The following is a 24,255-nucleotide window of genomic DNA, read 5'->3' on the forward strand; positions in this document are numbered from 1 at the left end:
CCGAAATTTGTCGACGGAAGGGCATGTATTTCCGTGTTCGGGGGTCCGGCATTTTTGTCAAAGGCCAAAGCCCAGGTGAATATTGGGCTATGGCCATAGGTGACAGTTCAATCAATGTTTTCGAAGTTACAATTTTAGCTTAATAATACATTATAAAGTCGTTTCACTGCTTCTGGTATTTTTTCTTCTAAGATGTTCGCAAACCCAATTACTAAGGAAATCCAACCTCTAGGATGATCCTGACTTTTTAACATGAAACGTTTAATGGAATAGACTTCTAGCTTTTGGTGTTTTGCATTCTCCTCAATTTCTTCATAGGTTTTATCTGTTTGAAAGTGGGCAAGGAAATGGAGTCCAGCGGGTATATCTTCAATCTTAATTTGATCGCCAAAATAAGTAACTAGCTCTTTGGTCAGTATTTTTCTTTTTGTCTCATAATGATTGTTCATCCTTTTTAGATGGCGACTATACTCTCCATTTTCGATAAAATAGTGCAATGTGAAAAGGTTTAGTGTATTGCTAGATTGCATTGAATGACGATAATGCTTGTGGTACAACCTTAATAAATCAGGCGGTAGGACCATATAGCTTATCCGAATACCAGGTAGCATCGTTTTTGAAAAAGTTCCTGTATAGATGACACGATGATTTCGATCTAAACTTTGTAATGAAGGGATGTTATCAGTCTCATATTTGTATTCGCTATCATAATCATCCTCAACAATAAAACGGTTATCATCAACAGATGCCCAATTTAATAACTCAATCCGTCTGGTAATAGGCATGATCTCCCCGGTTGGAAATTGGTGTGAGGGGGTAACAAAGACAAAGTTTGCGTTAACTTTGTCAATTTCTTTTATCCGAATGCCTTTCTTATCTAATTGTACAGGATGTACGGTAAATTCCATGTTTTTAAGGAGTGAATATAACCGCGAGTACCCAGGATTCTCCATTGCAATAATTGTATTTTTATTCTGCATTCCCATTAATTGACGTACCAGTAACATGGTCCCGGCCCCTATTACTATTTGTTCCGGTTCACAAATTACCCCCCGATTAAGGGAGATTAAACGGCTAATTGTTTTTCTTACTATATACGGACCTTGTGGATGGATGATTTCCGAAAGCTCGTTTTTGTGGTTCTCGATTGCTTTCTGCTGGCATTTCATCCATTCATTAAAGGGGAAAAGTGATATATTCGAGGTCATATGGGATAGTGAAAGCAAGTCCTCTTTATCAATAGTATTTTCTTTAAGATCATTTGGTAAGCTATATTTGTTTGAGTCTCCTTGATTGATAAACTGCGTAATTTTTTCGACAAAATATCCTTTTCTTTCGATGGTATAGATATATCCTTCCGCTAATAGTTGTTCATAGGCGTTCATAACGGAGTTTGTACTGACATTTAAGTGGTCTGCCAACGCTCTCTTTGCAGGGAGCTTTTCGCCCGGTTTCAGTCTCCCTTTTAAGATGCTTTCTCTTATTTCTTCATAGATTTGTTGATATATATATTTACCTTGTGAATCTTTATCTTTTTTTAAAAAAATCATCCTACCACCCCATTATCACTGGTACCATCATTTTTCTATCTTTGGTACTTTTCATTATACCAAAACAATGTCAAACTATCATTAAATTCAATTAATTTTAAAATCACAAGAAATGAGGGGGAGAAATATGACTACAGCTTATATTAGTTCAAAAGAATTACAAGAAAAACGACAAAAATACGTTCCAAAAGGTGTTAGTAACGGTAATTTAAATATTGCACATAAAGCAGCAGGTGCGACAATTACTGATATTGATGGGAACGAGTGGATTGATTTTGCCAGTGCGATTGGTACGTTGAATGTGGGTCACAGTCATCCAAAAGTGACCGAAGCAGTGAAAGAACAAGTCGATAGATTTTTACATCCTGGTTTCAATGTGATCATGTATGAAAGTTATATCAAACTGGCTGAAAGGCTATGCCAAATTACACCTGGTGACTTTGAAAAGCAGGCAATCTTCTTTAATTCAGGTGCAGAAGCAGTTGAAAATGCAATAAAAATTTCTCGACGTTATACTGGACGTCAGGCGGTTGTATCATTTATCCGCGGTTACCATGGAAGAACGAATTTAACAATGGGAATGACAAGTAAGGTGAAGCCATATAAGTTTGGATTTGGTCCATTCGCCCCGGAAATTTATCAAGCACCTTTTCCTTATATGTATCATAAGCCAGAAGGTATGACAGAAGAAAGGTATATTGATATGAAGATTGAAGAATTCAAAGATTTCTTCATCGCTACCGTAGCACCTGAAACAGTTGCTTGTATCGTGATGGAACCTGTTCAAGGGGAAGGCGGATTTATAATTCCACCGAAAAAATTCGTTCAAGCGGTGAGTGAGTTCTGCAAAGAAAACGGGATTGTATTTGTTGCAGATGAAATCCAAACAGGATTTGGACGTACAGGAAAACTGTTTGCGATTGATCATTTTGGTGTAACACCTGATTTAATCACTGTTTCAAAATCTTTAGCTGCAGGACTACCATTAAGCGGTGTTGTAGGTAAAAAGGAAATACTTAATGTTGCCGATCCAGGTGAATTAGGTGGTACGTACGCAGGAAACCCAGTTGCTTGTGCTGCTGCCTTAGCTGTTATTGACATCATGGAGGAAGAGAAGCTGGTTGAAAGAGCAGAAATCCTTGGACAAAAAATTGAAGAAACACTCAAAAAGCTAGCAGAAAAGCATGATTATGTTGGGGATATTCGTCGATTAGGGGCAATGGTTGCCTGTGAGATTGTTGAAGACCAAACGACTAAACGTCCAAACAAAACCAAAACATCGGAAATTGCAAAGTATGCTAATGAAAATGGTCTTTTACTTCTAACGGCTGGTTTAAAAGGCAATGTGATTCGGTTTTTGACTCCTTTAGTGATGACAGATGAGGAACTAGAAAAAGGACTAACTATTTTAGAAAAAGCATTTCAATAACATTTGAGTATTCTAGAATTTGTAACAAACAAGGAAAGGAAGTGTTACTATGGGTCATACAATAAGAGTACAAAACCCAGCTACAGGTCAACTTGTGCAAGAAGTTAAAATCAATTCTGAAGAAGAAATAAAGGAAGCAATCAAAACGGGACACGATAGTTTTAGAGAATGGTCAAAGGTCAATGCTCATGAACGCTCACGTTTATTAACAAACTGGTCTCGTATTGTACAAGAACATAAGGAAGAAATCGCAGAAATTATGACGTTAGAAAATGGGAAACCTTTGGCTGAATCGCTTGGTGAAGTAGACTATGCGACAAGTTATATCGACTGGTATGCAGAGGAAGCCAAACGAATTTATGGACGTACTGTCCCTGCATCGAGCGAAACAAAGCGCATTGTAGTTAGCAAGCAGCCAATTGGGCTTGTTGCTGCCATCACACCATGGAATTTCCCGGCAGCAATGATGACAAGAAAAGCTGCACCTGCTTTAGCAGCGGGCTGCCCATTTATCGTAAAGCCTGCAGTAGAGACACCATTAACAACTATGAGATTAGTTGAGCTTGCTCATGAAGCTGGCATACCTACTGATGTTATTCAATATGTAAACGGTCCCGGTTCCGTAGTTGGCAACATTTTTACTAGTAGTGAATATATTCGAAAAATCACGTTCACTGGTTCTACACCTGTTGGAAAGAATTTAATCAAGGCTAGTGCTGAAACGGTAAAACACGTTACGATGGAATTAGGAGGGCATGCTCCTCTTATTGTTGCCGAAGATGCAGATATTGATTTTGCTGTAAAACAAACGCTGGCTACAAAGTTTCGAAATGCCGGACAGACATGTGTATGTGCAAATCGAATTATTGTACATGAGAATGTTGTAGAGGCCTTCTCAACAAAATTGGCAAATGAGGCAAGTCAATTAATAGTTGGAAATGGGTTGGATAAGGATACTCAAATAGGGCCAATTATTAATGAAAAAGGTTTTGATAAAATCGTAGCCCAAATCAATGATGCAGTGCAAAAAGGGGCAGAAGTATTAGCGGGTAATCAGTACAAAGTGGATAAGGAAAAAGGGTATTTCTATGTGTATCCAACTGTATTGGCAAATGTCACATCTAATATGGACATCATGCAGGAAGAAACATTTGGACCAGTTGCTCCAATCACTACTTTTAAAACGTTGGAAGAAGCTGTAGAAATTGCAAATAGTACTCCTTATGGACTTGCAGCTTATTTTTTTACTAATAACTATAAAACAGGTACTTATCTGCACGATCATCTAGATTTCGGAATCATTGGCTGGAATGATGGTGCCCCATCTGGAGCACACATCCCATTTGGCGGTATGAAAGAAAGCGGATTAGGCCGAGAAGGCGGCATCGAAGGTATCGAACCATACTTGGAAACAAAATATTTATCAATCGGAAATCTTTAAGGTGACAGTGACGCCCCGAAATTTATCGAATCAAAAAACGATTCCAATGGGTAAAGGAATCGTTTTTTGATTCGCACGTATTTTTAGGTCACAGTGACGTCTCAAAATTTGCCGAACGGTAAATAGGAAATAGAATGTTGTTTTGATTCTCATTGTGGATTAGAAATGTACCTGATCTTATAAGCAACAACTATCTGTAGCATCTTAGTTAAATTTCAATGTATGTTTTCACTTCTTCCTCACCGGAATCCAAACCTCACTATATGCGTAACCTTCTTTGTCTTTATCCATTTTTGTGAACGAAAAAGAAGGGACATTGATGACTTCGTAATCGGAAGAAGGAAGCCATTCTGAATAGGTTTTGGCCATGGTTTCTTGTAGTGTAGTTGGAAATGGTCCTTCATTTGGGAAGATTGCCCATGTACATGCTTCGACTGGTACTATGTCTAATCGATCACTTACTTGATTTTCCGTTGTTAACACACCGATCATGTGGGTTAGATCTCCCTCTTCTTTTAAGAAATTCTCGTCCGCGTGATAAGATGCATTCACGATTTCATATGGTTCTATGTTTTGAAGGGCATGCATTTCTGCTTTTTGTTCCTCTGTAATGCTTTGAGCTAGCTTTACAATCTCGTTATTGACCCCTTCAAATTGCATAGGCACTCGTTTACTTACACCGACTAGATTAAATGCCGGTTTGTCTTCAATTCTAAACTCCATGGAAGTTCCTCCTTTAACTGTAATGACGAATGAAAGCTTGGGAAACGACTTAGTTATCCCTGTTTTGATGACATCTGAGGGTAAGAAACCACTCCATTTTTTAAAGGCTCGCGTAAAGCCGTCTACTGACTGATACCCATATTTGAAAGCGACATCCGTTACTTTTTCTCCGTTCAATAAATCCTTATTGGCCTCTGACAATCTTCTGTTTTTGATATATTCACTAAGCGTCAATCCTGACAGGTAAAAGAAGATCTTTCTAAAGTGAAAGTCCGAAACCCCAGCATACTCGGAAATACTTTCAAGAGGCAGCTCATCTATTAAATGATTTTCAATATAGTCGATTACCTGGTTTAATTCCTTTAACAAGTTATCCCTCCTTGTCATGTCTATATCATAGCAAAGCCGCTTTATTCAGACTCGACATTTTTAACATGAAATATATCGAATCCTTAACTTCTATACAAACTTACAAGTCTCAAGAGATGTTCTCGGACAATTTCCTTGGTCAAACAAGCCAAGCCGGCGATATTAATACATTCACTCAGCGCACTTGTTTCCTGAGGATATTGTATAATGGATTAGTAGCATAGATGTATTGTTCATTAATAAAAAATTATAAAAGTGAATAGATTTCGAAAAGGAATGAAAGAAATGGCAACTAAGAAAATGAAATCCGATTGGTCAGAAGCCAAAAAACGTTGCCTGTTGAATCAGGCGGATATTCAGATGGCAAAAGAATTAGGCATGACACCAAAAAGCTTACTTAAAAATATTCCGGCTCCTAATCAACAATGGAAAGCACCAGTGAAAGAATGGATTCGAGATCTATACGAAAATAAGTTTGGGAGGGTGCTAGGGTAAAGATGGAGCCGCATAAAAAAGAATTGACGGTAAATGAAAAATTAGCGATTTTAAGGGCCGCAGATGAAATAATTGGACAAGGAGGTCGAACACTCCTAGCTAAAATCTTAAAAGGATCACGTGAAAAAAAGGTTCTGGCACTAGATTTGGATCAATGTCCCGTTTATGGTTATTTCAAATCAGAAACAATAGCTAATATTTTGGAAAAAGTAGATTGGATGATTGATTACGACTTTTTGGATATAGAGTACTCTGGAAAGCTCCCAATCATTGTCTATACGAAACGCGGCTGGACTATTGAGTCCAATCAGCGAGCGGATGAATTTTTGCAGGAGTGGGATACTTGGATAGAAGAGGAAAAGCCTCTACCAGATATGGAGTATTTAAAAGACCGTAATCGAGAAATGATATTTTTATTTTTAGATAGGATAAAAGAGACTGGGGATCCCAAATATATTCCTTTCCTCCAAGCCTGGGAAAAAATAGATTATAAAAAAGTAAGAGCAGAGATTCAAGTAACGATAAAGGCCATTGAATCAAATAATTCGGTCGAACACGCTACTGTACAAAATAGAAAAGTAGAAATTCAAAAAGCATTAATGGGATCTGCACCGAAAGACTTACTTCTAAAATGCTGGGATTGTGGCGATCGTTTTACGTTTACAGTTGGGGAACAACAATTCTATAAGCAAAAAGGCTTTGATTTTCCAAAACGATGTGAAGAATGCCGGGATACTCGAAGGTTTGGAGATTTCGTGGATTTTTAGGTCACAGTGACGCCCCGAAGTTTGTCTAGGGTTTATAGGATGAAAATAGAAAATCCAATAGTTAAAGGCATGGTTCTTTTTAGAAACCATGCCCCTTACTATTATGCCTGAAGTTTACGTTTTCGAATGACTAGAATTGATCCACCCGCAATCAATAAGATAAATCCTGCTAGTAGCAAGTTATAGATATTGGTTGCTGTAACGGGTAGAATGTCACCATTCTGATTTGATTGTTTATTAGTCTTGTCGTTATTTACGTCTTCAGCTTGCTGTTCATCTTGATCTTTGTTTGGTTCGTTATTATTTTGATCTTGATTTTCGCTCTCTGGTTTTTCAGGTTTTTCAGGCTGTTGCTCTTCATCAGTTGGTATTTCAGGTTCGGGTTGCTCAGTTGGTGGCTCCTCAGGATCATTTTCATCCTCTGAATCTGAACCAGCTGCTTGTTTTGTGAAGGACCAGATGTCAGACACTGTTTTTCCAGTGTGGTCGTCTTCAACTACTGCATACCAGGAGTATAGGTTTCCATTTGCAAGACCTTTCCAAACGGTTTCTGCGATTTCGCCACTTTCCACGTCCTCATCCTTGCCGATTTCTGTATCGGTATAGACATTTACAGAGAAATAATCAGTCGCGACTTGTTTTTCAACGGCGCTTAAGTCTAGGTTAATGATAAACTCATCTTTTTTAGCATGGGCCTCAGTATCATAGTAGTTATAGTCATCTAAATACGGTGAATACGTATTTACGATGATGCGATGATTGTCCTGGTCGAAATGTAAGAGTCTCATATACCCTTGGCCACCTTCAGGGCCAGCCTGATAATCTGCCAGCATTTGATACACGGTACGATCTGGTGTACCATCGCCGTTATCATCTATTTCATCAATTAGGGTTTGTGCTTCGTGATAATGTCCACTTAATACCGCAATGACATTCTCATTCGGAACAACAATCTCGTTATAAAGCTTTTCACCGAGTGGATGTCTAGTTCCAGTCGCAAGCAAGTACTCATGGAAGTTCAAGATTGCCATTCGGTCAGGATGTGCAGCAAGGACATCATTGACCCACTGAATTCCCTCATCGGTTACTCCCCAACCAAGATAGACCATAATATAATCATTTCCGTTCGCTGAGATTAAATCATAATGCCCCCGATTGTTCAAGTAGGAACCGCCGTAATAAGGTTTGTTCTCAAAACGATCCTCACCAAAGTAACGATAATAATCGGTGTAATCATTGTTCACTTGATTCACGTCATGATTACCAGCTAGAACGCCATATGGAATATTGTGCTGGTCTAAAACGCCCATATATTGGTCCGCATAATTCCACTGGCTTTCGTCTGTCGAGAGGTTCACTAAATCTCCCGTATGGAAGACATACTCAATCTTCATTTCGTCTTGATTTTCGGCAATCCATTGTGTTTGACGATCAAAGATATGTGGGAAGCTTTCCGCGTAAAATTGAGTATCTGACATCCATACAAACGTATAGTCATACTCGTCCGGTGTGCTTGGGATTTCATCCTGCACGAGAACATTAATTTTACTGTCTTTTACAAATGCATGAACTTCAACATTTCCTGACAGTTCAAAATCATTTTCTCCAGCAATGCGATAATCGATTAATTCCCAATCACCCTTTTCATGATTCCACGCGTACATGGAAACCTTTCGTCCTTCTAGTGACTTTCCTTTCCAGTTGAGTTCGACAATGTCATTTTCATCGACAGTAGAATCGACCTTTACATCAAAGCGATGATAAGGAAATTGTGTGTGTGAATTGTTCGTTAAATATTGTCCATCCTGTTGTGCAACAAGGGCAATATCTTCTTCCGTAAAGGCTTGTTCTCCTGCTGGAACCTGTGTTTGTGGTGGTTCCGTATCAGAAGCGTTTTTATAGCCTCTAATATGTTCAGTCTGACTCGCATCGTATTTGTAGCCTTGATAGAATGTAACATCGACTTTATCGTTGGTCGGATCTGTTACTTTTACTTTTAAAACCGGGTCACCATTAACGATTGCTCCATTTGCAGGTGAAGAAGCTTCAGGCATTTCAGGATTTTCATTCACTACCGAGAAGTGAACAATGTGTTCTGTTTGATTGCCAACTTTATCAACCGCAGTCATGATTAGTTTGTGTTCTCCAGGTGCTAATTTGGAGGATGCTGTTTCATATGGAAGTGAAATAACCTCACCATTTAGGGTGGTTATGAATGATTCAACTCCCGCAATTTCATCGATTGCACTACCTTCAATTGTAAACGCACCTTTATACTCTTTGTTTTCAACAAGATTTTTTTCAATCGCTGGAGCCGTATTATCTACAATCACCTTTCGTTCAAGAGTTTCATCAGCATCTTGAACGGTGATCAGATGTTCTCCATCCGATACGGTCGTTGTGTCCCATTTCACCGTTTTAGAGAGTGCATGATCGTTCGTGATCGTAAAATGAAAATCAACGAATGGGTTGGCATCATTCATTTTTAATACTTGATCTGGATTGTTGTAGGTTGTGTCTGTTAAAACAGTACCATCCGACAAGACAAGGCGAACATTTTTTAAGTCATAATCATCGCGGTTTTCACTAGAATCTAAGTCAAATGGCGATGCTTTGTTTCCTGAGCGAACCGTGATGGTATTATCTCCTAGTGATAAGCGGTCGGGTTCAATCGGAATACTAAAGGTTTTCCACTGAGTCAACCAATCCTTATCCATTAAGAAGAGCACTTCTTCACCCATGGTCACCGCATTTTGGAAGTACGTATTCAAGCCGTTTACATCTAATGCAAAATAGGCAGTTCGCTCAACAGAATGATATGTATCGCTCGTTAGCTCTGTGCCATCTACCATTAGTGAGACGTTGTCAGGTGCATCCTCAGCAGATGTTCCTTTAAGAATCACATCGCCAGTCACGATGTCTTCTTCCATTACATTCAGACGAAGACTCGATTGATCATGGTCGGTTGTAATGTCGACACGATAGGTATCACTTGTTTTTTCATTCCTTCCATCTGAAGCGACAAAGTAATAGTCGACAAAGTCTTTCCCAATTAACTCAGGAGAGTAGATGGTTGAATGGAATAAACCACTCGTAGAATCCTGTTGTAAAATTTTCATTTGGTATTCATCTTGGTCCGAAATTTTATAGAAAAGGCGGACCGATTTCACTTCTTGGTCATCCGTTACATTCGCTGCAATTTCGATATTATCCTTTTCCGCTATTTCAGTAACCTCTGTTTGATTATCAATTACAGGTGCAATTGTATCTTCAGGAAGCTGCACAGCTTCTCGTGGAACTTGGTGTGTCTCAACACTTCCAGGAGTTGCATCTTTGATGTCTAGTTTGATTTGCTGTGTCGTCTGATCGGTAGGATACCCGTAGACAATTCCTTTGTCAGCATAAGTATCATCCACATTTGGTACATCATTATAGTAGGCAAGTGCCACTTCTTTATGAGCATTCGTACCGATCACAATACCACGCATACTGCCATTCGCCATACCACCTGTATAAACACGAACAATATTCTCATTTTCTACTAAATTTGAACCATAGTTTTGGTTAAAATCCGCTACAGTTGAATCGCCATTTTGATCATTGATGATCCAAAAGACGAGTGTTTTTCCGGCAGGTATGGTGACATCTTCCGGAACCGAAGGCCATGCAACATCTGTACCTGGGTCCGTGCCGTAGCGGTAATAAATCTTATAATCTTTAAAATTAATATCTTGATTGCTATTGTTATAGATTTCAATAAACTCATATCCGTCAGCTGAACCAACATTTGTGGTGTCTGGAACAACCTCTGTAACCAATAAATGTGGGAGAGTACTATAATCAATATCAATTTGTTTCACGTTGATCGTATACTCACTTGTTTTCGCAGTCTGAATCCCATCTGATGCTTCAATATAATAAATGAGATCTGACGTTACACTCGCAGCTGGAATCTCAGCTGAGTACGTGCTCGTGTTCTCTCCACTTGGATTCATCGAGATGGCTGTGAAGTTCTCGGCATTCTTTTCTTTATAATGGAGAGTAACCAATGGGATTGCTAGGTTATCTGTTACGTTAGCCTCGATTTTGACGGGTTTATAGGCATCAACCTCGTCAACCTGGGTATGCTCAATCACAGGTGCTCCCGTATCCGTTGGAATTTCTGGGAGTTGCACAGGAACAGCGGGTACCTGTTTATCCGTAATCACACCTGGTGACGGAGGGGCCATACCCTGTAATTTTTTCATTACTGTTCCTTGGTCAGGATATTCATATTGGATAACAGCGCCAGTATTATCATTGTCACTTCCTAAATAACTTGCAGAAATAACCTCTGCTCCTTGTAGGTCTTTTAAAACTAATGCACGATTGCCGACGTTCGCAAAGCCAGGAAATGCATCAGTAAACTCGACGACTTGATCATTTGTTAGCTCAGTACCAAATTGAGTGTTAAAGTCTGATAATGGTTTATCTCCGTTATTAAACCAGAAAACTAGTTTTTCCTGTGGCTCAATCGTTGTTGCTGGGATTTGGAAAGGGAGCTCTACTCCGCTATCCGTATAATGATAAACAAATGAATAGTTTGTTAACACCTGCGGCTGGTTCGAATTGTTATAGAGCTCAAAATACTCATAATAATCTGTGCCGCCACCCTCAGAATTTGGAGAAATCTCCGTAATCAAAATAGGTGGAAGTGAGTCATAATCAGGCTCCACGATATCTTCGATTGCCACTTCAAAACCATCTTTTGTAGGATACCTAACACGATGATGTGTGTCCGTTACTTCGATGTAATAACGCAAAGTTTCATTTGTTAACGATTCTTTCGGAATGGTAGCTTGATAGATTTGTCCTTCGACGTGAGTCATCGCGATCTTCTTAAACTCACCATTCGGTTCTGTTTGATAATAAACAGAGGCGGAGAAATCTTGATGATCGTCAGTAATGGTTGCTGAGATAACAAGGTCATCTTTTGCACTCGCATTTGTAATTTGTTCATGAGTAATAATGGGTGCTTGGTTTTCTTCCGCAACAACTTCTTGTTGGGGAACCTGTACAGGTTCACTTACTTTTACTTCTGTGTTTTCTTGCGTTTCTTCTTCGCTAGGCTGACTTTTCGTTTCTGTAGTTGGAGAAGAAGGGGCTTCCGTCACTTCAGTGTCAGCTCTGTTTTCGTTCGGGAGAGCTTCTTCAGGTAGAGCAGAGGAATCTTGTACATCAGACTCCTGGTTTCCCGAATTTGAAATGGAATCTTCTTGTTTTTGGACTTGATTTTCTGATTGCACTTGTGAAATAGGAATTAGTGAAGTTTCTTCTGCCATAGCTGACGGAACGGCTAATCCTAAATTCGATACGAGAATAGCTACTGTGGTTGTTACGGCTAACCCTTTGTTCAGTTTTGCTTTTTTCCTCATAATGCCTCCTTAAAAATGTAAAGATTTTATGTATTCCACTACAGAATAACGACAAAGTATTGATTTTATTTATCTGAAATGTAAAAAACGTGTAAATATTACAAATTTCAGCAAAAGTTGTCATGTGGCTGTCATATCCTGTCCTTGAATATAAAACTCCACTATTTGGAAAGGTAAGGAAAAACAATCAAAGGAGACTTACCTATCGTGAATGTACAATCTGGTCAATCAACGAATGAAACTGTTGCTAGTCTTATGCTAAAGCAACTTGAGATGTGGGGAGTTAAGAGGATCTATGGGGTTGTGGGGGATGCCATTATTGGGTTAATGGATGAACTAGCAAAGCAGAATTCAATCCAATTTATTGCGGTGAAACATGAATCGGTTGCCGCCATGATGGCTTCAGCTGAGGCAAAGTTAACAGGAAGGCTTGGCGTTTGTCTGGCAACGATGGGACCAGGATTAGGAAACTTACTCAATGGTCTAGGGGATGCTTATATGGATAAGGCACCCGTACTGGCTATTTCTGGTCAGGCTCCTAGTCAAAAAATCGGGACTGACTATAAGCAGTATCTTAATCAACAAGAATTAATAAAACCACTCGCAGAATATACGTCTTTGCTCGCACACCCTGACGCCATTATAGATGTGTTAACAAAAGCGATGAAAACATCACTTGATAAAGGGGCTGTTACTCATCTATCGATTCCTAAGGATCTTTTTACAGTGAATACAACTGCAAAAATTCAGCGGGAACCAAAAATGATACAGACTACCTCATCTATAGATGAAAAAGTTATCACAGAGGTAGTTGAATTAATGAAAAACGCAAAAAAACCAATGATTTTAGCTGGTCTTGGGGCAATACATGCTGTTAAAGAAGTAGAAAAACTAGCAGAACTTTGGGGAGCGGGTATCCTTGTAAGCCTAGGTGCAAAAGGGGTGTTTCATCAATCATGTACGAACTTTTTAGGAGGAATTGGACAAGGGGGAAACCCTCATGCTAAAGATCTTTTTCAAGAGTCAGATGTCGTATTATTAGTAGGGAACTTGTGGTGGCCGGAAGGATATGTTCCAGAGCATGCGAAGTTGATTCAAATTGATGTTGCGAAAGAGAATATCGGGAAAGGTATACCTGTTGAGTTAGGTATTGTAGGTTCAGCTGAAATGCTTGTCCCCCTGTTAACGAAAAGTCTTCATAGCGTTTCACAAAATCAAACTTGGGTAACAAACATCCAGAAGATAAAAGAAACGTGGGACACACAAAACGAGCAAGAAGGCTTACAATCTTCCCAACCGCTCCATCCATCAAGAATTGTTAGAGCTATTGAAAATACTGTTCAAAACGATGCGATTATTACTCTAGACACGGGTGATGTAACTGTTTGGTTCAATCGTAATTTTCGCTCAACTAAACAACAAATCATCTTTTCAGGAGAATGGCGAACAATGGGATTTGGTTTACCTGCAGCTCTTGCAGCCAAACTATGCTTTCCAGGGAAGCAAGTGGTTGCAGTTGTTGGAGATGGCGGAATCGAAATGACTTTAGCCGATTTATTAACGGCCATCCGGTATAACTTAAGTATCACAGTCATCATTTTCAATAATCATGCGTTACAAATGGAACGCGATAAAATGATAGCCAGCGGAAGTATTCAAAAGGATGTGGACTTAACGAATCCTGACTTTGTAAAAATTGCCGAAGCTTGCTCGTGGAAAGGCTATTCAATCACAGAAGAAAGTGAATTAGAGGATACCCTTGAAAAAGCATTTTTACATAATGGTCCAGCATTGATCGAGGTTGAAACTGCGCCAACTTTTCATCCAGAAACAAAGAGTTGACCGTGGAAAGCTAGTTTCCCGCCCCACAGGTATGTTACCGCTTTAGTTAATCAGGGGTGGGACCCTCTACTGGAAATGATTCAATAGTTTACTAGAATATTATTTTAGTATAAAATCAATATAGAACATTGTTGCTTAATCTTTATCTAGAGCGGGGGACCCAAATTCTTCATGCGGGATTTTTCCGCTATTGGTGAATTCTTAAATAGAAGGGGCTTATTGTTTCCTATAGTCCTAACCTGAAAGCTAACCTCGTAAGCAATCGAGTGGGAACAGTATGGTAGAATAGTAAATCGGCAACGGCCGGTTTTTTGTTACCTTATCTTTCTATATGTTTCCCTTACCTGAGTAATCAGAATCAAATTATTAAGAAGGTGGGGTAATTTATGAAAAAATTCAAATTAAGTTTGGCAAGCCAAATTTTAATTGGTCTTATTTTAGGTATTATCGTTGGTGGCATTTTCTATGGAAGTGAAACTGCCCAAAGTGTCCTGCAGCCATTCGGAGATCTTTTCTTACGATTAATTAAAATGATTGTCGTGCCAATTGTTCTTTCGAGTATTATCGTTGCGATAGCTGGTGTTGGTGATTTAAAATCAGTCGGCAAGTTAGGTGCTAAATCCCTGACATATTTTATTGGCATGACCATGGTCGCAATTGCAGTCGGTCTTATTTCTGCAAATTTATTCCAACCAGGTGCTGGACTAGTAATGGACCAGTTAGAACAAAGTGATATCTCAGGTTATGTAGAAACATCAGAAGCGCAAGAAGGAAAATCTATAACGGATACACTCCTTCATATTGTTCCAACAAATCCGTTCCAAGCTATGGTTGAAGGAGATATGCTAGCAACTATTTTCTTTGCAGTTGTTTTCGGTCTTGGAATTGCAGCTATAGGCGAAAAAGGAAAACCGGTTTTACGTTTCTTTGAGGGTATGGCAAATGCCATGTTTTATGTGACAAATTTATTTATGAAATATGCACCGATTGGTGTTTTTGCATTAATAGGTGTAACTATCTCAAAATATGGATTCGAATCACTTATTCCATTAGGCAAGCTGGCCGTTACTGTTTATGGAACAATGATTTTCTTTGTAGTAGTTATTTTAGGCTTATTGGCTAAATTTATTGGGTTAAATATTTTTAAATTATTGAAGATGATTAAGGAAGAGTTAATCCTTGCTTTTTCAACATCCAGCTCGGAAACTGTACTTCCGAGGATTATGGATAAAATGGAACAGGCAGGAAGCCCAAAGCATATAGCGACTTTCGTTATTCCAACTGGCTATTCTTTTAATTTGGATGGATCAGTTTTATACCAAGCTATAGCGTCTTTATTTATCGCCCAAATGTATGGAATTCACTTGAGCATTGGGGAACAAATAATGCTAATGTTAATATTGATGGTAACATCCAAAGGTATGGCTGGAGTTCCTGGGGTATCCTTCGTAGTGCTATTAGCGACGTTCAGTACAATGGGTTTACCAGCTGAAGGACTGGCATTTATTGCTGGTATTGACCGTATTCTAGATATGGGACGTACCGCGGTTAACGTAGTAGGTAACTCGTTGGCAGCACTAGTTGTAGCTAAATGGGAAGGTCAATATAACCCTCCAACTAAAGTTGAAGCTGTTCAACAAGCATCGTAAATATGTGATATTAGTAAGCACATTCCGTTAATAAAGGAATGTGCTTTTTTTGTTTTAGACAAGGAACTGTGTCCCTAAAAGGCAAATACGTGGTTGCCTATTGTGGTTGATACGGTACGACTTCTTAGATAGGAGCTCGATGTTTTATCAGGGTTGTAAAAGAATAATGCGCCATTTGTTGGATCTTCACCACTGAGTGCCCTTTTTGCAGCTTCTCTATGTTGGTCGTTAGGAGTTGCTGTAAGTAACGCACCGTTTTCTGCTGGTGTAAATTGATAGTAACCGTAGCTTTTTTCAAACAAGACATCTTTAATATTGTTAGGGAATAAGGGACTATTTACACGATTCACAATTACAGCACCAACGGCAATCTGCCCTTCTAAAGATTCACCTCTCGCTTCACTGTGTATCATTTTCGCAAGCCATTCGACTTCTTCCTTGTTCACTACTTTTTGTTGTTCAGCGGCGAATGTTGTTTCGCTTTGAACCGGAGCGGGTGCAATGGTAACACCTGAAGGAATCGTCAAAGTTTGTCCAATCTGTAAGCTATCCGAAGAAAGATTATTCGCCTTTTTAATTCCATCGACAGTTGTGCCGTTCCTTGTTGCAATACTATATAACGTATCACCAGAAACAACCTGATGTGTAGTGGTAGTGGTTTGAGTAGGAACAGACTCACCACCAGAAGGAATCGTCAACGTTTGTCCGATCTGCAAAATATCGGAAGACAGATTATTTGCCTTTTTAATCCCATCGACGGTTGTGCCGTTTCTTGTTGCAATGCTATATAACGTATCACCGGAAACAACCTGATGTGTAATTGTATTGGTTTGAGTAGGAGCGGTGCCATTACCAGAAGGAATCGTCAACGTTTGTCCGATCTGCAAAATATCCGAAGAAAGATTATTCGCCCTTTTGATTTCATCTACGGTTGTACCGTTACGTGTGGCAATACTATATAAAGTATCACCGGAAACAACCTGATAAGTAGTTACATTGGTTTGAGCCGGAATGGCAGTAATGCCAACAGGAATTGTCAATGTTTGTCCAATCTGTAGAGAATCCGAAGAGAGATTATTTGCGTTCTTAATTGCATCAACGGTTGTTCCATTAGTTTGAGCAATACTATATAGTGTATCACCAGCTACTACAGTATGGGATAAAGACTTCGTTTGTGTCTTCTTTCCAGTTGCTTCAGCTGCAGAGGCTTGAGTTGCAGGCAAAGTACCAAGACCTAAGGCAGATAATAGCACTCCACCTGCCATAATCTTAACTGTTTTAACCTTCAATGTAGGAAATATTCTTTTTACAAAATTAACAGCTTTTCTTTCCATATCAGACTCTTCCACTGGGGATGAGAGTCCTAACTCAGTTGAGTACTCGGTTAAATTTTCATCAAGGTATAAGATTACTTCAATTCCGTCTTCTGTTTCGTTTAGTTTATATCGTGAAAAACCTTCCACCTATTTCACCATCCATTGTCTATTTCTATCCATTACTATCCCCAAGTTCTTTATTTTTACAAATTCATATCGTGTATTTGGTGAGGAGGTAAAAGTTGTGAGAGGTTATAAGAACGGAATAGAATGCATTAGAATGTCGAAATGTGCTATTTTAATACATAATGATTCTTAGATAGTTTATATTCAAGGGGGCAGCATGAAGAGGATACGTATTATTTATAGCTTATTAATGATATTTTTTATAACAGCCTTAGGTTTTTCCATTTACTTTTATGAACATGTGCAAACGATTAATCAAGAAATGGAAGAGGTTTATTCTCCAGAAGCATCTTTACCAAAGTATCATTTTGTATTAATAGTGGAGGAGATGGAACATGAGTATTGGCAATTAATTGGTGAAGGAGCAAAGAATGCCGGACAGAAGTATGGTGCAGCAGTGGAGTATATTGGGCCTGAAAGATCAAATACAGAAGAGCAGTTGAAACTCTTTGACAAAGCAATTAAATCAAAAGTGGATGGAATTATCGTCCAAGGCCTTAACGAACATTTTACCGACATGATAAATAAAGCGGAGCGTCAAAAAATTCCAGTTGTAACGATTGATACGGACTCTCCCGAAAGTATGCGGCATGCTTACATTGGATCAGATAATTACATGGCTGGCCAATTAGCAGGGAAAGCGTTAGTTGAAGATACTAATGGCGTGGCGAATGTTGGTATCATCACAGGTAGTTTGGACAATCCGCATCACCTAGAACGTGTAGAGGGATTTAAAGATGTTGTGGAGCAAGTAGAGGGCATAGAAATTGTAGCAGTTGAAGAGTCAAAGATTACAAGGGTGGAGGTAGAAGAAAAGGCGTACAACATATTAACGGAACATGAAAATATTACTGCCTTTTTTGGAACGAGTTCCTACAATGGGATTGGAATTGTGTCTGCAGCTAATTCTTTACAAAAGGAAAATGATATGTATGTCATTACTTTTGATACAATCGATGAAAATATGGAATTATTAAAGAACGGGGAAATTGAAGCAATTGTGGAACAGCATCCTTTTGAAATGGGTTATTTAAGTGTAGAACGAATGGTAGACATTATGAATGGCAAACAGTTTAAAGAAATTACTCATACCAATTCATCCATTATTAATAAATCTAATTTAGATTTTGGTAACGAAACAATGGTGGTTCCTTATGATAAAAATTAGAACAAAATTACTGATTTATTTTACAACCATCTTACTTTTAATTGTAATTTTGTTTGTTGTTCGTGAGCAGAGTAATCAAAGCATTATGGAACTTCATAATGAGAATGATGCGTATTTGTTTCTATTAAATGAAATTGCTAAAAAGACAAATCAAACATTTGAAACGTTACAAATATACGTGTACGAACCGCTACCTGAGAACCTAATTGAATATCAAGAAAGTAAGGAGCAACTCGTAGAACTGCAACATAGGTTTAAGGATATGGAAAAGGAAAGTATAACGAAAAAAAATTATATCAATATCATGACAAGTTTTCTTGAACAAACAGATAAGACAATAGTTGCAGTAGAAAAAAAAGACATTGAGGCTTACTCACTACTTATAAGTGAGGCAAATAATACATCTGCCTATATTCATGAAGAAACACTTAGTTTGATAAACAATGAGCTTAGCAATTACCAATCAATAGCTAAGTTATTAGATAAAAAGATTACTTATATGAAAAAGATGGCGATATCGATTCTAGTTGTGATTATCCTATTAAGTATCTTATTTGCATTATGGTTTTCCAATGGGATAACTAGCACCATTGAAAGACTTACTCTAGCAGCTAAAGAAATATCTGCTAGACGCTATATGGGAGAGGATGTTGTCGTTTCGACAAAGGACGAACTTTGGTTTTTAACAAAGACGTTTAATGAAATGAAGAGGAATATTCTTGAATCAATGAGTGAGATAGAAGAAAAGGCTAAGATGGGACAATTACTGAAGGAAATGGAATTAAAGAGCTTGCAAAATCAAATTAACCCCCATTTCCTTTTTAATACATTAAACACAATATCCAAAACATCTCTCATCGAGGGAGCGGAGAGAACAAGTGATTTAATTTCTTCAATCTCGACGTTACTCCGATATAATATAAGTAGTCTTGATCGTAAAACAATATTGAAAGATGAAGTTAAAATTGTAAAAGAGTATTTTTTTATTCAAAAGACGCGGTTTGGAGATCGAGTTGAGTTTATCGAAAACATTGATCCAAATTGCCTTGCAATTCCAATACCTTGTCTTACGCTTCAACCGATTGTTGAAAACGCATTTATTCATGGAATTGAGGGTATGGCGGAGGGTGCCAAGATTGAATTACATATATATGAAGAAGATAATATGGTGCTCATAGAAGTTAAGGACAATGGGGTAGGAATGGATGAAGAGACACTTCGAAGCTTGATGGATCCAAATGACAGCAATGAAGTAACTACGATAAAGGAAGGTACTGGTCATTCAACTGGAATTGGCATGAAAAATGTAATCAACCGTCTTGCACTATTTCAAAAAGAGAGTGAAGTTGAGGTTGTTTCAAGTATAGGAGAAGGGACCACAGTACGTATTAAATTAGTCAAAACGTAAAGAAGAATAAGTGAGGATTTTTTTATGATAAAGGTCATGTTAGTTGATGATGAACAGATTGAAAGAGATGGTTTGAAAATAATACTTAGTAAAAAGCGGGTAAATTTTGAAATTATTGCTGAGGCGAAAAATGGGAAACAAGCAGTTGATTTAGCTATCTTACATAAACCAGATTTAGTCTTCATGGATATAAAGATGCCTGAGTTTGATGGCTTAGAAGCTATTAGGAGAATCGTTTCTGTTCTTCCGCAAACAAAATTTATTATGGTCTCAGCTTTTGATACATTTGATTATGCTAGAGAAGCAATGAAATTTGGAATTAAAGAGTATTTATTAAAGCCTAGTAAAATGTCTGAAGTTATTGAGGCTTTTGATCGGATGGTCGAAGAAATTGAAAGTGAGAAGCAGAAAGAAAATGAAACAAAACAAATAAATCGACGACTTGAAAGAGCAAGTTCCTTTATTGAAATAGAATTTATTGTTTCCTTCATTATGGATCACGTTCATGAGTTTAATGAGGAAGATTGGGAAGAATGGCTAGATCTTGAGCATAAAAAAGGTTTTGTTGCTGTTTTTACATTTGAATCAGATCAACTGCATACAAGTCGAGAAGAAAAAAGTCACTGGTATCGAGTGTTGAAAGAAACAATTCATGACCAGTATTCCCATTGTCTTGTCGGTCCTTTGACAGGCTTTCAAGTACCTGTTTTGAGGCTATTAACTGACGAGGAATATGAAAATCATAAAATAAGAGAAGAGTTTGCTCGATCGGTTATACATCAAGTACAACATTCGCTTAACGAATGCCACTTATATGTAGGGATTGGTAGTATTATTTCTGATGTTAATCAGTTTTCTATTTCTTATAAAGAAGCAATCGATGCTTTAGAGCTAGCCTATACACAACCTAGTGCAGCCTATATGGTATTTAATGAGCGGATTAAACAAAGGCGCAAAGAATTAATTCCTTTTGAAATTGAGAAGGAACTGGTTGATGCTGTGAAGAAAGGTGATAGCCAAAAGGGTTTACACATGTTTGAACTGTATTTTCAGTCTATTGAACAGACCTCAGACTATCAGGTTAGAACGATCCATAAGGCGATGGAAAACTTCTTTATTGTATTATCGCGTGCCTTAAAAGAGCTAGGATTTGAAGAAGATATAGTAACAGGCTTAGGTCAATTCGGTACAGCAATGCAGATTAAGGAAGCAGCCAAATCACACCTCCTCATGATTATAGAAAGTTTAGCAGAATATCGTTCGAATGGTGTACAAACATTACTACTAAAAGCAAAAGAATACTTAGATAAAAATTATGTTAAATCAATTTCTCTTGAATCAATTGCTGCAGAAATTGGCATTAGTTCTTATTATTTAAGTAAGTTATTCAAAGAGCGGTTTCATCTTACGATTATAGAGTATTTGACAGCTACGAGATTAGAAAAGGCAAGAGAGCTATTGTTATCACGTATGTCGTTAAAAGAAATTGCACTAAGTATAGGTTATAAAGATCCAAATTATTTTAGTAGAGTATTCAAAAAGGAAATCGGAATGAGCCCAAGTGAGTATCGAACCAAATATCAACCGTAAAAACAACGATCATAGTCGTTGTTTTTTTGTTATTAGGCAGGAAATTTTCAGTGATGGGATTGGTTAAGTGATTTGAAAGGTCCAACATAAAAAACAAGATAGTCTAGAAGTTAACAAGATAATGAAGATGAAAGCGAAAACATTAATGCGTTTACATGATAATTTAGATGCATAGAAATCAACTGCTACCTGCTTCTAGGTTTATGAAAACGAAATCATACTGAGAATTAATTCTTTTTTAGGAGGATAGTTGATTTGTTTTGAGGTAGGTGCCTTTTAAAGAAAGTGTAAGGGTTATCAAAATATTAATCCTTTCAAGGAAGAGAGGGGGAAGAAAGAGGAAAGTCTCTTTCAAAAGTATATGAAAAAAAATAGTAATTTTTCGATTGTTTTAATTACATTAGTAGCCACTCTTGGTGGTTTGTTATTTGGTTATGATACAGCGGTAATCTCAGGAGCGGAAGGAGCGCTTCAAGCTTATTTTACTGAGAGTCTCGGACTGAGTTCACTTGTCCATGGGATTACAGTATCAAGTGCTTTAATTGGTTGTATTATTGGTGGTCTTGTATCCGGTTACTTTGCATCGAATATTGGACGAAAATATTCACTTGTTGTAGCAGCGGTCTTGTTTATCGTTTCAGCACTTGGATCAGCATATCCTGAATTTTTATTCTTCACAAAGGGTAATCCTACGATTGAATTGTTGATTACATTTAACATCTATCGAATTATTGGTGGAATAGGCGTTGGTCTTGCTTCAGCTGTTGCACCAATGTATATAGGAGAAATCGCACCACCAAAAATTCGTGGTACATTAGTATCATTAAATCAATTTGCCATTATTTTCGGTATGCTGGTTGTGTATTTTGTTAACTGGGGAATTGCGAATGGCCAAACCATTGAATGGATAAATGATATCGGATGGCGCTATATGTTTCTTTCAGAGGTAATACCAGCAGCTATATTTCTTGCTCTATTATTTACCGTACCTGAAACACCTCGATATCTTATTCAAAAGAATCAGGATGAGAAGGCGATGTCTGTTCTCAATAAGTTGTACGAAAAAGCTGTCGCTAAATCAACTTTATTAGAAATTAAGTCATCCTTTGACGGCAATAAATCAAAATCAAAACTATTCTCATTTGGGAAAACAATTGTTGTAGTCGGAATTCTGTTATCAGTTTTCCAGCAGTTCGTGGGAATTAATGTGGCACTCTACTATGCACCACGTATCTTTGAAAGCATGGGGGCGGCAAAAGATGCTTCTATGTTCCAGACGATAATTATGGGCTTGGTTAATGTTGTATTCACACTTATTGCGATTTTCACTGTTGACAAATTTGGACGTAAACCGCTCTTAATTATTGGTTCAATCGGTATGACAATTGGAATGTTTGGTGTGGCTGGCATGGCTTTCACAAACATAATTGGAATCGGTACATTAATTTTCATTATCATTTATACAGCATCATTTATGATGTCATGGGGACCTGTAGTATGGGTACTTCTTTCAGAAATTTTCCCTAACAAAATTAGAGGTCAAGCCATGGCGATTGCAGTGGCTGCACAATGGGCGGCAAACTACTTTATTTCATCGACTTACCCAGCAATGATGGAGTTTAGTGGTGGATTAACATACTCCTTCTATGGAATAATGAGTCTTCTTTCAGCGGTTTTTGTATGGAAGTTTATTCCCGAAACAAAAGGAAAGTCATTGGAACAATTGGAGAATATGTTAAGTAAATCTAAAGAGGCAGTAAGAGAAGGTACTATTGAAAGCAAAAAAAGAGTAGTGTAGTGTGACAAATAAAGTGGAAGTGAAATAGTCTTATTTTAGAAAAGAAGCCAATCATGTTGTATTGGCTTCTTTTTTAGATCCTAAATTATCGATTTTTGGGACAAGGGACCTGTCCCTATGTCCCATTATAGAAACATCTTTTCTAATTCTAATGGTTCAATATATTCTCCGTCTTTGTATGCGCGCATGTTTCCTCCAGAGATTTCATCGATAAGTACAATTTGTCTGTCATCGCCAGTGCGTCCGAATTCGAATTTAATATCATATAATTCGATTCCTTTTTTAGCTAACTCGTCTTTAACGATACCACTGATTTGTTGTGTAAGTTTTTTTAATACCTGATATTCTTCTTTAGACAGGATACCGAGCATGTCTAAAGCGTCTTCACTGATTGGAGGATCTTCACGACCATCATCTTTTAAGGTTACTTCAACAAAAGCATCGAGAGCTTGGCCTTCTTCAGCATATAATCCGTATCGGCGAAGAAAGCTACCAACAGAACGATATCTGCAGATGACTTCAAGACCGCTTCCGAATACTTCAGCCGGTTTAACTGTCATAGTTGCTTGATCGATATCGGCGTCAATATAGTGAGTTGGAATTTCTCTTTCGTTTAATAACTCGAAAAAGTATTTAGTTAACTTTAATCCAGCACGACCTGCACCTTCAATTGTTAAACCAACCGTATTTGCACCTGGATCAAAAACACCATCAACGCCTGTTACATCGTCTTTAAATTGGAGTAGGTAATTTCCGTCCTGCAATTCATAGACATCTTTTGTTTTACCTGTGTATTTAAGCTTCATGTTAATCCTCCTACGTGAAATTTAATAACATAATAATCATATAGATAAAATAGTGTTTGTACAATAGTAAATACGAAATATTTTAGTGTGAATACACATGAACGTTAAGATTTTGGTGGGTATTGAGGGATTAACGGTAAAGAAGTATAAAATTCATGCGGATTTTAACCGAAAATCCATTCTATTAAACTATTATTCACAGGCATCTATGTTATTTTTATTAAAAAAGTTTAACTGAATTTTCTAAAAAATATTCAGTTTTGGAAGGATATAAAGTATATCAATAGAATATAAGTGGGTATAG

The 24,255-nt window shown here is 37.8% G+C and carries 16 protein-coding genes and 1 riboswitch; of the genes, 11 read left to right on the forward strand and 5 right to left on the reverse strand.

The window, feature by feature from the left end:
* Window positions 1–134 precede the first annotated feature (134 nt).
* Window positions 135–1,550, reverse strand: coding sequence for a MocR-like transcriptional regulator GabR (gene gabR / locus ACR65M_RS13365; RefSeq protein WP_440273541.1), 1,416 nt, complete (start codon window positions 1,548–1,550; stop codon window positions 135–137).
* A gap of 127 nt (window positions 1,551–1,677) precedes the next feature.
* On the opposite strand from gabR, the gene gabT reads away from it, so the two are divergent.
* Together gabT and ACR65M_RS13375 are read left to right on the forward strand one after the other, a co-directional pair.
* On the forward strand, window positions 1,678–2,979 hold the full coding sequence (gene gabT, locus ACR65M_RS13370; RefSeq protein WP_440273542.1) for a 4-aminobutyrate--2-oxoglutarate transaminase: 1,302 nt from the start codon (window positions 1,678–1,680) through the stop codon (window positions 2,977–2,979).
* A 49-nt stretch (window positions 2,980–3,028) separates the two neighbouring features.
* Window positions 3,029–4,420, forward strand: a complete 1,392-nt coding sequence (locus ACR65M_RS13375) for an NAD-dependent succinate-semialdehyde dehydrogenase (RefSeq protein WP_440273543.1) — start codon at window positions 3,029–3,031, stop codon at window positions 4,418–4,420.
* Window positions 4,421–4,648: 228 nt separating this feature from the next.
* Here the strand turns inward: ACR65M_RS13375 and ACR65M_RS13380 are convergent, their stop codons facing one another.
* Window positions 4,649–5,512 carry an AraC family transcriptional regulator gene (locus ACR65M_RS13380; protein ID WP_440273544.1) on the reverse strand — a complete coding sequence of 288 codons (864 nt, stop codon included), beginning with the start codon at window positions 5,510–5,512 and terminating at the stop codon, window positions 4,649–4,651.
* Between the two features lie 255 nt (window positions 5,513–5,767).
* Here ACR65M_RS13380 and ACR65M_RS13385 point away from each other — a divergent pair, with 255 nt between their 5' ends.
* Both ACR65M_RS13385 and ACR65M_RS13390 read left to right on the forward strand, forming a co-directional pair.
* Window positions 5,768–6,007 carry a hypothetical protein gene (locus ACR65M_RS13385; RefSeq protein WP_440273545.1) on the forward strand — a complete coding sequence of 80 codons (240 nt, stop codon included), beginning with the start codon at window positions 5,768–5,770 and terminating at the stop codon, window positions 6,005–6,007.
* A 2-nt stretch (window positions 6,008–6,009) separates the two neighbouring features.
* Window positions 6,010–6,774 carry an RQC-minor-1 family DNA-binding protein gene (locus ACR65M_RS13390; RefSeq protein WP_440273546.1) on the forward strand — a complete coding sequence of 255 codons (765 nt, stop codon included), beginning with the start codon at window positions 6,010–6,012 and terminating at the stop codon, window positions 6,772–6,774.
* A gap of 101 nt (window positions 6,775–6,875) precedes the next feature.
* Here ACR65M_RS13390 and ACR65M_RS13395 read toward each other — a convergent pair whose 3' ends face one another.
* Complete coding sequence (locus tag ACR65M_RS13395; RefSeq protein ID WP_440273547.1) at window positions 6,876–12,188, reverse strand: lamin tail domain-containing protein; 5,313 nt, start codon at window positions 12,186–12,188, stop codon at window positions 6,876–6,878.
* A 207-nt stretch (window positions 12,189–12,395) separates the two neighbouring features.
* Between ACR65M_RS13395 and ACR65M_RS13400 the strand changes: the two genes are divergently transcribed.
* Both ACR65M_RS13400 and ACR65M_RS13405 read left to right on the forward strand, forming a co-directional pair.
* Window positions 12,396–14,030 (forward strand): thiamine pyrophosphate-binding protein, encoded by a 1,635-nt coding sequence (locus tag ACR65M_RS13400; RefSeq protein WP_440273548.1) that lies wholly within the window; start codon window positions 12,396–12,398, stop codon window positions 14,028–14,030.
* Between the two features lie 122 nt (window positions 14,031–14,152).
* Window positions 14,153–14,306, forward strand: a riboswitch (cyclic di-AMP (ydaO/yuaA leader).
* 110 nt (window positions 14,307–14,416) lie between these two features.
* A complete protein-coding gene (locus tag ACR65M_RS13405; RefSeq protein ID WP_440273549.1) occupies window positions 14,417–15,679 on the forward strand; it encodes a cation:dicarboxylate symporter family transporter in 1,263 nt (420 codons plus the stop codon).
* A 74-nt stretch (window positions 15,680–15,753) separates the two neighbouring features.
* Here the strand turns inward: ACR65M_RS13405 and ACR65M_RS13410 are convergent, their stop codons facing one another.
* Window positions 15,754–17,142: a LysM peptidoglycan-binding domain-containing protein gene (locus tag ACR65M_RS13410; protein WP_440273550.1), complete on the reverse strand. Its 1,389-nt coding sequence runs from the start codon at window positions 17,140–17,142 to the stop codon at window positions 15,754–15,756.
* A 196-nt stretch (window positions 17,143–17,338) separates the two neighbouring features.
* Between ACR65M_RS13410 and ACR65M_RS13415 the strand changes: the two genes are divergently transcribed.
* From ACR65M_RS13415 to xylE, 4 genes are all read left to right on the forward strand, one after another.
* The gene (locus ACR65M_RS13415; protein WP_440273551.1) at window positions 17,339–18,349 is read left to right on the forward strand and encodes a sugar-binding protein; all 1,011 of its coding nucleotides are present in this window, start codon (window positions 17,339–17,341) and stop codon (window positions 18,347–18,349) included.
* A complete protein-coding gene (locus ACR65M_RS13420; protein WP_440273552.1) occupies window positions 18,336–19,757 on the forward strand; it encodes a sensor histidine kinase in 1,422 nt (473 codons plus the stop codon). The genes ACR65M_RS13415 and ACR65M_RS13420 overlap by 14 nt, the downstream gene beginning before the upstream one ends.
* A 24-nt stretch (window positions 19,758–19,781) precedes the next feature.
* Entirely contained in the window at window positions 19,782–21,347 is a 1,566-nt protein-coding gene (locus ACR65M_RS13425) for a response regulator (protein ID WP_440273553.1), read from the forward strand.
* Window positions 21,348–21,651: 304 nt separating this feature from the next.
* Window positions 21,652–23,145: a D-xylose transporter XylE gene (gene xylE / locus ACR65M_RS13430; RefSeq protein ID WP_440273562.1), complete on the forward strand. Its 1,494-nt coding sequence runs from the start codon at window positions 21,652–21,654 to the stop codon at window positions 23,143–23,145.
* A 125-nt stretch (window positions 23,146–23,270) separates the two neighbouring features.
* Here xylE and ACR65M_RS13435 read toward each other — a convergent pair whose 3' ends face one another.
* Window positions 23,271–23,951 (reverse strand): phosphoribosylaminoimidazolesuccinocarboxamide synthase, encoded by a 681-nt coding sequence (locus tag ACR65M_RS13435; RefSeq protein ID WP_440273554.1) that lies wholly within the window; start codon window positions 23,949–23,951, stop codon window positions 23,271–23,273.
* Between the two features lie 97 nt (window positions 23,952–24,048).
* On the opposite strand from ACR65M_RS13435, the gene ACR65M_RS13440 reads away from it, so the two are divergent.
* Window positions 24,049–24,189 (forward strand): hypothetical protein, encoded by a 141-nt coding sequence (locus ACR65M_RS13440; protein ID WP_440273555.1) that lies wholly within the window; start codon window positions 24,049–24,051, stop codon window positions 24,187–24,189.
* The last annotated feature ends 66 nt before the right edge of the window (window positions 24,190–24,255 follow it).

It is taken from the genome of Ferdinandcohnia sp. SAFN-114 (genome assembly GCF_059415045.1).

Bases quoted from the DNA above. Each gene is read 5' to 3' on its own strand.
- gabR (WP_440273541.1), bottom strand. From the start codon at position 1,550: ATGATTTTTTTAAAAAAAGATAAAGATTCACAAGGTAAATATATATAT.
- gabT (WP_440273542.1), top strand. From the start codon at position 1,678: ATGACTACAGCTTATATTAGTTCAAAAGAATTACAAGAAAAACGACAA.
- ACR65M_RS13375 (WP_440273543.1), top strand. From the start codon at position 3,029: ATGGGTCATACAATAAGAGTACAAAACCCAGCTACAGGTCAACTTGTG.
- ACR65M_RS13390 (WP_440273546.1), top strand. From the start codon at position 6,010: ATGGAGCCGCATAAAAAAGAATTGACGGTAAATGAAAAATTAGCGATT.
- ACR65M_RS13395 (WP_440273547.1), bottom strand. From the start codon at position 12,188: ATGAGGAAAAAAGCAAAACTGAACAAAGGGTTAGCCGTAACAACCACA.
- ACR65M_RS13405 (WP_440273549.1), top strand. From the start codon at position 14,417: ATGAAAAAATTCAAATTAAGTTTGGCAAGCCAAATTTTAATTGGTCTT.
- ACR65M_RS13415 (WP_440273551.1), top strand. From the start codon at position 17,339: ATGAAGAGGATACGTATTATTTATAGCTTATTAATGATATTTTTTATA.
- ACR65M_RS13420 (WP_440273552.1), top strand. From the start codon at position 18,336: ATGATAAAAATTAGAACAAAATTACTGATTTATTTTACAACCATCTTA.
- ACR65M_RS13425 (WP_440273553.1), top strand. From the start codon at position 19,782: ATGATAAAGGTCATGTTAGTTGATGATGAACAGATTGAAAGAGATGGT.
- ACR65M_RS13435 (WP_440273554.1), bottom strand. From the start codon at position 23,951: ATGAAGCTTAAATACACAGGTAAAACAAAAGATGTCTATGAATTGCAG.
- ACR65M_RS13440 (WP_440273555.1), top strand. From the start codon at position 24,049: ATGAACGTTAAGATTTTGGTGGGTATTGAGGGATTAACGGTAAAGAAG.